The sequence below is a fragment of the Streptomyces longispororuber genome (assembly GCF_024448165.1).
In the GTDB taxonomy this organism is placed as follows: domain Bacteria; phylum Actinomycetota; class Actinomycetes; order Streptomycetales; family Streptomycetaceae; genus Streptomyces; species Streptomyces longispororuber_A.
Genome location: NZ_JAMOLN010000314.1, coordinates 1 through 8442, shown reverse-complemented (window position 1 = coordinate 8442; position 8442 = coordinate 1). Strand labels below are relative to the sequence as shown.

Below are 8442 nucleotides of genomic sequence, written 5' to 3'. Positions count from 1 at the left end.
CCTCTCCCCTCCGACTCCCCCCGGGACCGGTGGGGCGAGGTCGCGCGTGCTGTCCCGGTGGGGTCGGGCCGCCGTACTCTGAAGGCGCCGGGTCCGGGGGCGGACCCCGGGGGGACACGGCCCGGCGGCCCCAGGGGGTGCGCGCGTGGCGAACGGCGGACCGGTGGTGCACGGCTATCCGCATCTGGAGACCGTGCGGTCGGCGATCACCGCGCTGTACAAGCGCCTCTCCTACGACACGGTGCACACCTTCGCGACGAGCGTCGCGCCGGTGGACGTCGCCTTCTGCGACCAGGACGACCTGTACCTGGGGGCGCAGCGGGTGGCGCGCGAGCTGGTGCGGCACTACCACCTGCCGGACGCCCGGATGATCATCGGGTTCCGGGAGATGCAGCACGCGGCGAGTGTCGAACTGGCCGCGGGGCCGGAGTACTTCATCGAGCTGAACGACCGGTTCCGCACGCACCGGCGGGACATCGGGGCGGCGCTCGCGCACGAGATCATGCACGTGTATCTGCACCGGCTGGACCTGTCGTTCCCGGGGACCCGGGACAACGAGATCCTGACCGACGTCGCGGCGACGTACCTGGGCGCGGGCTGGCTGCTGCTGGACGCGTACCGGGAGGACGCGGCGTCGTCGCAGAAGCTCGGCTATCTGACGCCGGAGGAGTTCGGGTACGTGCTGGCGAAGCGGTCGCTGGTGTTCGGCGAGGCGCCGGAGACGTGGTTCACCAGCCCGCAGGCGTACACCGCCTACACGAAGGGCCTCGCGCAGGCGCGACGCGACGAGCAGCAGCCGCCGCTGGTGGCGGCCGGCTGGGCGGGCCGCCGCCGGTACGCGAAGGACCGCCGGTACGCGCAGGACCACGGCGCCGGGGCCCCTGCTCCGGCGGGCCCGTACGCGTTCTCGTCGGAGGGGCCGCAGGGCCGGTCCGGGCTCCGGGTGACGTTCCCCTGCCCGACGTGCCACCAGCGGATCCGGGTTCCGGTGCGCGGCCGGGTGCGGGCGCGGTGCGGGCTGTGCCGGACGGTCCTGGAGTGCGACACGTAGGTCTCCGGCCGCGGTGGCGCCGTCCCGCCCCGTCGAAGGTTTTGCCCCGCCGGGTCCCAATTGCGTTGCGTTCGAGGGGGCCGCGGGGTGAGGGTCGAGGCATGGACGACGAGCTGAAGGCAGGTGTGTCCGGCCTGTTCGATGCGGTGCACAGCGGTGACGAGGACGCGGTGGTGCGCGTGCTGCGCACCGGGGTGCCGGGTGACGTGTGCGGCGAGGACGGCCAGAGCGCCCTGTACGTGGCGGCCGTGGGCGACGAGCCGGCGATCGTACGGCTGCTGCTGGCGGCCGGGGCCGATCCGGACCGGCTCAGCGGGGGCACGGACCTCCCGTTGTGCGGGGCGGCGTGCGGCGGGCACGCCGAGGTGGTCCGGGCGCTGCTCGGGGCGGGGGCGCGGGTGGACGCGGTGGAGGAGTTCGGGTTCCGGGCGTTGACGTGGGCGGTGCAGCGCGGGCACGAGCGGACGGTGCGGGCGCTGCTCGACGGCGGCGCGGACGCCCGGCTGGCGGGCGCGGGCGGCGAGTTGCCGCTGGTCGCGGCCGCGCGGCGCGGGTCGACCGGGTGTGTGCGGGCGCTCCTGGAGCACGGGGCGCCGGGGCGGGCGGAGGCGTTGGCGGAGGCGCGGCGGTGGCTGGGCGTGGACATGGCCGAGTGGTTGCGGGCCGGGCTCGTCGAGTCGGCGGTCGGCGGAGCGGACCGGGAGGCGGTGACGCAGCGGTTCCCGGAGGAGGGCGGGGTGACGGTGGTCGTGGAGCTGCTCGACGAGGCGGGGCGCCCGACGAGCGGCAACGACCAGCAGACGGGCCACGCCGCGATCGCCACGCTCCTGGAGGCCGAGCTGGGGATCCTGACGTCCCCGGGCGAACTCGCGGACCGGGCCGTGCGCCGCGGGGACCCGGACGACGACGACTGGGTGGAGGCGATGGCGGTGCTGCGGCGGCGCGGCGACGACGCGACGTTCCGTGCGGCGGTGGCGTGGTGCGTGGACCGGGATCCGTTGCGGCGGGCCTTCGCGGCGGATGTGCTGGGACAGTTGGGGCTGCCGGGTCCGGACGGGTCGTACCCGTTCGCCCGACGGGCGTTCCCGTCGTTGCGGAGGATGGCGCGGGGCGCGGAGGCCGGGAGCGGTGCGGTTGTGACGGGCGACGGGGTGGGGCCGGCGACACGTCTGGGCGCGAGCGCCCGCCCCGCTCCGGACTCCGCTCCGGGACTCGCCTCCGCCGTCCCGGCCTGGCTCGAACTCCGTTCTGTCATCGGCGCGTTGGGCCAGGCGAACGATCCCGCCGCCGTCCCGGAGGTGGTCCGGTTCGCGGGGCATCCGCAGCCCGAGGTCCGGCGTGCCGTGGCCCTCGCCCTGCACGGGTTGGCCGGCGGTAAAGGGGCCGAGGGCGGTAGGACCGGTTCGGCCGGGAGGGCCGGTGAAGGCACCCGGGGCAGCCGCGACGGGGACGGCGACACCGTCACGGTCACCACCGCCACCGCCACCGCCACCGCCGTCAACGCCCTCCTCACGCTCACGCGCGACACCGACCCCGACGTCAGGACATGGGCCGCGGCCGCACTCGCCGGGGCCGGTGCGGACACCCCGCAGATCCGGGCCGCCCTGGCCGCCCTGCTGGGCGATCCCCGGGACGACGTGGCGGCGGAGGCGGCCCGTGGGCTCGCCGTCCGGCAGGACCCACGCGCCGTGGACGCGCTCGCGCGGCTGCTCGCCTGCGCCCAGCCCGGCGACTATGCCCGTGACGTGGCGCTGGACGGCGCCCGCGCCCTGACCGACGTACGGGTCAGGAACCGGCTGGAGTGGACGTTCCCGCGCGGGAGTTGAACACGACCGGACGCCCCCGCCGCGTAGAGGCCGAAGGCGATCGCGAACGCGCGCGCCCGTCGAGCAGAAGCCGAACGCGAACGCGCACCCCCCGTCGAACGGGAGGTGCGCGAGGTGGGTTCCGCATCGGGTGGCACGGCGTTCGCCGCATCGGAGGCGGCCGCACGCCAGAGGTCGGTGTCACGCCACGAGGCGCCTCACCCGTCGCCCTCGGTAACCGCACCCGCAACCGCCGTCCGCGGCAGCGCCCCGCACAGGATCGCGCAGAGGACGAATCCCGCGGTCACCCACGGCATCGCGGTGGTCAGCCCGTGGGTGAGGCCCTGCGAGAGGTTGCCGAAGAAGATCGTGCCGATCACGGCGGCGCCGAGCGCCCCGCCGAACTGCTGGGCCGTGGAGAAGATTCCGGAGGCGCCGCCGGCGAGCTCGGCGGGGACGGCGGAGAGGACCACGTTCACCAGCGGTACGACGAGGAAGCCGAGACCCGCACCCGCGACGACCAGTCCCGGCACCAGCGGCCAGGCCCCGGTGTGTGCGGCGCCCGACTGCTCGACGGCGTACCAGACCCCGCCGAAGCCGGCCGCCATCAGCAGCGCACCCGCGCCGATCACGAGCCGGCCGAAGCGGACCGCGAGGGCGTCGGCGGCCGGGGCCGTCAGGAACCCTCCGACGGAGAACGCGACGGTGACGACGCCGGCCTGCATCGGCGTGTACCCCTCGCCGCCCTGCAGCCAGATCGCGAAGACCAGGAAGAAGCCCTGCATGCCGACGGAGAAGAGCAGTTGGATGACGACGCCCACGGAGAACGCGGGCAGGCGGAACGCCTTCGCGGGCAGCAGCGGCACCGTGCTCGCGGAGTGGCGGCGCGCCTCGAACACCCCGAGCCCGACGACGGCGAGGACACCGGCGGCCAGGCAGAACCAGCCCCACAGCGGCCAGCCGGTGCTGTGCCCCTGGACGAGCGGCAGCACGATCGCGACGAGCCCGGCGGCGAGGACGACGCTGCCGAGGACGTCCGGGCGGCGGGCGGACCGCTCCCGGTTGGCGGGCACCAGGAGGACTCCGGCGACGAAGGTGGCGACGGCGACGGGGACGTTCACCAGGAACACGGAGCGCCAGCCCCAGCCGAACAGGTCCGCGTCGGTGAGCACCCCGCCCAGCAGCAGCCCGATCGCGGAGGCGAACCCGGCGACGGCCCCGTACATCCCGAAGGCCGCACCGCGCTCCTTGCCCTGGAACAGCGTGCGGAAGGAGCCCAGAACCTGCGGTACGAGGACGGCGGCCATGACGCCCTGCACGGCGCGCGCGGCGATCAACTGGCCGGGCGACTGGGCGATCCCGCACGCCAGGCCGGCGATCCCGAACCCGGCGGTGCCGACGAGGAACATCCCCTTGCGGCCGAACCGGTCGCCGAGGTGTCCGGAGACGATGAGCGCGGCGGCGAAGCCGAGGAGGTAGGCGGAGACGATCCACTGCAGGGCGCTCTCGGAGGCGCCGAGGTCGCGGCCGATGGACGGGATCGCGACGTTCACGATCGTCACGTCGAGCAGGTCCATCAGCGCCGCGACCATCATCACGGCGGCCGCGGCCCAGCGGCGGGGGTGTGCGGACGCCTCCGGCGCGGAGGGCGGTGCGAGCGTGGCGGACATGACGGCTCCAGGTGACCGGGGAAGGGATTTATTTCGTTCGGACTAACGAAAGAGTTGCATCCGGTCCGCCGTGATCGCAAGTCTTTCGTTCGAGCGAACTAAATATTCGGTAGCCTGGGCACCATGACCAGGGACGGGAACGCGAAAGTGAACACCGGCGAGGACGGGAGCGGCGAGGACGGCGGGCGCGCGGCCGCGCTGAAGGAGCTGATGGAGACGGGGCGCGAGCAGAGCGCGTCGACGATCATGTTCCACACGGCCGTCGCCGCGTCCCAGGGCCTGAACCCGACCGAGTCCAAGACGCTCGACCTGCTCAGGAAGCACGGCCCGCTCACCGCGAAGGAACTCGTGGAGCACACGGGCCTGGCCCCCGCCTCGGTGACCGGTCTGGTGGACCGGCTCGCCGCCAAGGGCTTCGTGCGCCGGGTCAAGCACGCCACGGACAAGCGGCGCGTGGTCATCGAACTGGACCGGAGCAGGATCTCCGAGCTGACCGCGTTCTTCGACGACTGGGCGCGGGACGTGGTCAGGGTGTGCGAGGACTTCGACACCGAGGAGCTGCGGACGGTGACGCGGTTCCTGGCGGCGACGGCCGAGCTGCAGCGCGACGCCGCCGCCCGGCTCTCGCGCTGACGGGCGGCGGCGCTCCCCCGGCACTGCCGTCTCAGGCGGACAGCCGCCAGTCGTACGTCACTTGGTAGTGACCGCCGTGTCCGCGGAAGTCGGCGGTCGTTCCGGCGCAGGCCGTGCGGCCGTCGGGCCAGCGGGACGTGTGGGCGGGCACCGTGGCGCGGAGCGCGACGGGCCGGTACGTGTCGTCGCCGTGGCGTCGGCGCAGCCGGTCGAAGAGTTCGCCGACGACCACGCACGCGGCGGCCGGCACCCGTGGGTCGGCCGGGCCGAGCAGCGCGCCCACTTTGCGGCGGGCCAGGGACAGGAGCCGGGCGACGTGATCGACGAGCGCGTCACCGTCGCGCGCGTCGCGCGGGTCCTGCGTGGACAGGACGAGCAGCCCCAGGTACGCGTCCGGGCCCATCGGCACACGTCCCCCGGGAACTTCACGATCGGCCGCCTCGACCGCCTCGACCGCCTCGACCGCCTCGATTGGATCGCCCGGATCGCCCGGATCGGCGAGGGTGAAGCGGTGCAGGGGCCTGGGCGGGCCGTAGGCGACGGTGTCGCCGCTGTGGAACCGGCCGGCCTCCAAGGCGTCGGTGCGGTGCGCGGTGCCGTCCGGGCCGACGCAGACGGCCGCGATCCTGACCGGGTCGGCGCCCCATTCGTCGGTCTCGTCGCGGCACACCACGTGCCGCACGCGGAGTTCCAGGTGGTGCAGCGGCGGGGCGGTGCTCGCGCCCACCGATTCCGGCAGGAACCCTGCGGTCCGGACGGCCGACTTCCTTACGGGAAGGGCCAGTTGAGCGGGCAGCGACAGGCGGCTCACCTGTGTCTCCACCGATGCGCGGGAGCGCAGGTCGACCCGGGCCAGGCCGCCGAGGCGGGCCACGCGGGCCGCTCCGTCCGCCGGTTCGGCGAGCACGGTGGCCGCGGCCCTCTTCTTGCGGTCGTCCGGCACGTCGTAGAACCGCTCGGCGAGCAGTTGCTCCGGCGCCGAACGGTCCGTGGGCATCGGGTACTTGGTGGGATCCGCGTAGTGCGCGGCCACCTTGTCGGCGGCGAGGGCGAGTTCGCGGACGACGTGCTCGACGGCGGACCGGCCCCGGGCGTCCGGGACGGTGGTGATGGTCTCGTGGCGGGCATGGTGGGTGTGGTGGGTGTGGTGGTCGTCGTAGTCGTAGGAGGTGTGCTGCGTCGGCCGGGTGACCGCGCAGGTCGGTGACAAGGTTCGATGTGGCATCTGTGCAATCCCCCGTGCTGTTCCCCCGTGGCGTTGCCGTCCGCGCGGACGACGTAGAGCACCGTAGGACGCGGGGGTGGCGGGCGCCCCGGGGTGCGGCCTAGGGGTTTCCCCGGTCCGCGCCGGACCGGGCGGAGCGGAGCGGGTCGCTGCCGTCGAGGCGGGTGGCCAGGCGGGTGCGGGAGTCGACGCCGAGCTTGGCGTAGATCCGGCCGAGGTGGTACTCGACGGTCTTGACGCTGATGACGAGTTCGCGGGCGACCTGCCGGTTGGTGAGGCCCGAGGTGACCTGGCGGGCCACGGCGAGTTCCTGCGGGGTGAGCAGGGCGGCGGCGCCCCCGTCGGTACGTTCCCGGGGGCCGGCCGGGTCGAGGCCGCAGGCCGCCAACTCCCGTACGCAACGCGCCAGATCGGGGCCCGCACCGAGCCCGTCGAGCAGCTCCCTGGCCCGGGTGAGCTGCTCGGCGGCGCGGGTCCGCTTGCCGGTGCGGCGCAGGAAGGCGCCGTACGCGAGATGCGCCAGGGCCCGGTCGAACGGGGCCTCGACGTACGGTGCGTGCTTGAGGGCGGCGCGGTGGGCGCGGTCGGCCGCTGCGGTGTCGCCACGGGCCGCCTCCAGGGTGCCGCGGGCCCGGGCGGCGCGCAGCAGGGCGCCGTGATGGCCGCGCTGCACGGCGAGCACCTCGTACGGGGCGAGGGCCTCGGCGGCCCGCTCGCTCTCGCCGAGCGCGCTCCACGCGTCGGCCAGCACGTCCCGCCACGGCGTCAGACCGGGCTCCTCGATGTCGCCGCGGCGGGCGAGAGCGGGCAGCGGCTCCAGGGCGAGGGCCACCTCCTCGGGGCAGCCGCGGGCACGGGCCAGCTGCGCCTGGGCGAGCGCCGCCCACAGGACGGGGTTGGTGTGGCCCTGGCGGGCGTACTCGGCGACGACCCTGGCGTGCGCCTCCGCACGCCCGAACGCACCACGGGCACTGTGGAGTTGGGCCGCGATCATCCGGCAGTAGAGGGCGATGTGCGGCTGGTCGGTGTCGGCGGCGAGGCCCAGGGCCTGGTCGGCGTGGGCGAGTGCGTCGTCCCAGGCACCGATGCGGTGTTCGGCGGAGGCGAGGGCGGTGGCCGCGACGACGCGGAAGGACGCGGCGCGGGTCCTGGCGGCCGCGTGCACGCCGGTCAAGTCCCTTACGGCGCGGGTGAGATCGCCCCTGATCTCGCGCAGGGTGCCGCGGCCGAGCAGCTCCTCCAGTTGGGCCGCCGAGGCCACGGCAGGGTCCGGCAGCGGGCCGAGTCCGTCGAGCGCCTGCTCCGCGCGGCCCCCGAGGGCGAGTCCGCTCAGCCGCAGGTAGCGGATCATGTCGGTGGCGGTGTCCGCGGGGGCGAGGCGCAACGCGAGCTCCGCCCACTCGGCCATCTCCGCGCCGCGTGCCGTGCTCCCGTACAGGGCGGCGAACTGTGCGGCGATCCTGGCGCCGAGTACGGGGTCGCGGCCGGGGTCGCAGCGCCGCCAGGCGTCCGTGAGCAGCGCGCGGGCGCGGCCGATGTCGAAGAGGAAGAGCCGGCCGAGCAGGTAGCTGCGCCAGGCGCTCGGTTCGAACTCGCCTATGCGTGCCGCCGCTTCGGCCACGTCGGGGACGTCGCCGGCCAGTAGGCCCGCCTCGACGGATTCCAGGGTGTAGCGCTCGCGCAGGGTCCTTCGGGCGGTGAGACGGGCGGCGTCGGCGAGTTGCCGGGTGGCTCCGGCCCAGGCTCCGCGTGCCGCGAACTCCCGTCCTACGGTGGCCAGTTCTGCCGCGAGGAGTTCGTCGGTGCCGGGGGCGGCGAGCGCTCTGTGGCGGAGCGCTGCCGCGCGGTCGTCGGTCACGTTCGCCGCGGCGCGGTGCAGCGAGGCCCTCCGGGCGGGGCCCAGTCGGTGGTAGGCGGCGGCGTGTACGAGGGGGTGGGGGAAGCGGAAGGTGCCGGTGCCCGGCGGGGCCGTGAGGAGGCCTGCGGCTGCGGCTGCCTCCAGGGCGTGGAGGGCGAGGCCCGTGGGTGGGGTCGGCTCGTTGCCGGGTGCGGGTTCGT

6 protein-coding genes are annotated in these 8442 nt (G+C 74.9%); 3 read left to right on the top strand and 3 right to left on the bottom strand.

Annotated elements, in window-relative coordinates:
* The first annotated feature begins 145 nt into the window (after positions 1 to 145).
* Together M4J07_RS44950 and M4J07_RS44945 are read left to right on the top strand one after the other, a co-directional pair.
* Positions 146 to 1051, top strand: a complete 906-nt coding sequence (locus M4J07_RS44950) for a hypothetical protein (RefSeq protein ID WP_255982611.1) — start codon at positions 146 to 148, stop codon at positions 1049 to 1051.
* 101 nt (positions 1052 to 1152) lie between these two features.
* Entirely contained in the window at positions 1153 to 2877 is a 1725-nt protein-coding gene (locus M4J07_RS44945) for an ankyrin repeat domain-containing protein (RefSeq protein WP_255982610.1), read from the top strand.
* 197 nt (positions 2878 to 3074) lie between these two features.
* Here the strand turns inward: M4J07_RS44945 and M4J07_RS44940 are convergent, their stop codons facing one another.
* The gene (locus M4J07_RS44940; protein ID WP_255982609.1) at positions 3075 to 4526 is read right to left on the bottom strand and encodes an MFS transporter; all 1452 of its coding nucleotides are present in this window, start codon (positions 4524 to 4526) and stop codon (positions 3075 to 3077) included.
* A gap of 123 nt (positions 4527 to 4649) precedes the next feature.
* Here M4J07_RS44940 and M4J07_RS44935 point away from each other — a divergent pair, with 123 nt between their 5' ends.
* Positions 4650 to 5159, top strand: coding sequence for a MarR family winged helix-turn-helix transcriptional regulator (locus tag M4J07_RS44935; RefSeq protein ID WP_255982607.1), 510 nt, complete (start codon positions 4650 to 4652; stop codon positions 5157 to 5159).
* A 31-nt stretch (positions 5160 to 5190) separates the two neighbouring features.
* Here the strand turns inward: M4J07_RS44935 and M4J07_RS44930 are convergent, their stop codons facing one another.
* Positions 5191 to 6384 (bottom strand): hypothetical protein, encoded by a 1194-nt coding sequence (locus M4J07_RS44930; RefSeq protein ID WP_255982605.1) that lies wholly within the window; start codon positions 6382 to 6384, stop codon positions 5191 to 5193.
* Positions 6385 to 6484: 100 nt separating this feature from the next.
* On the bottom strand, positions 6485 to 8442 hold a 1958-nt coding region (locus tag M4J07_RS44925), incomplete at its 5' end, for a LuxR family transcriptional regulator (protein ID WP_255982603.1).

Excerpts from the sequence above, each read along its gene's own strand:
- M4J07_RS44945 (WP_255982610.1), top strand. The coding sequence starts at position 1,153 with ATGGACGACGAGCTGAAGGCAGGTGTGTCCGGCCTGTTCGATGCGGTG.
- M4J07_RS44935 (WP_255982607.1), top strand. The coding sequence starts at position 4,650 with ATGACCAGGGACGGGAACGCGAAAGTGAACACCGGCGAGGACGGGAGC.
- M4J07_RS44930 (WP_255982605.1), bottom strand. The coding sequence starts at position 6,384 with ATGCCACATCGAACCTTGTCACCGACCTGCGCGGTCACCCGGCCGACG.
- M4J07_RS44940 (WP_255982609.1), bottom strand. The coding sequence starts at position 4,526 with ATGTCCGCCACGCTCGCACCGCCCTCCGCGCCGGAGGCGTCCGCACAC.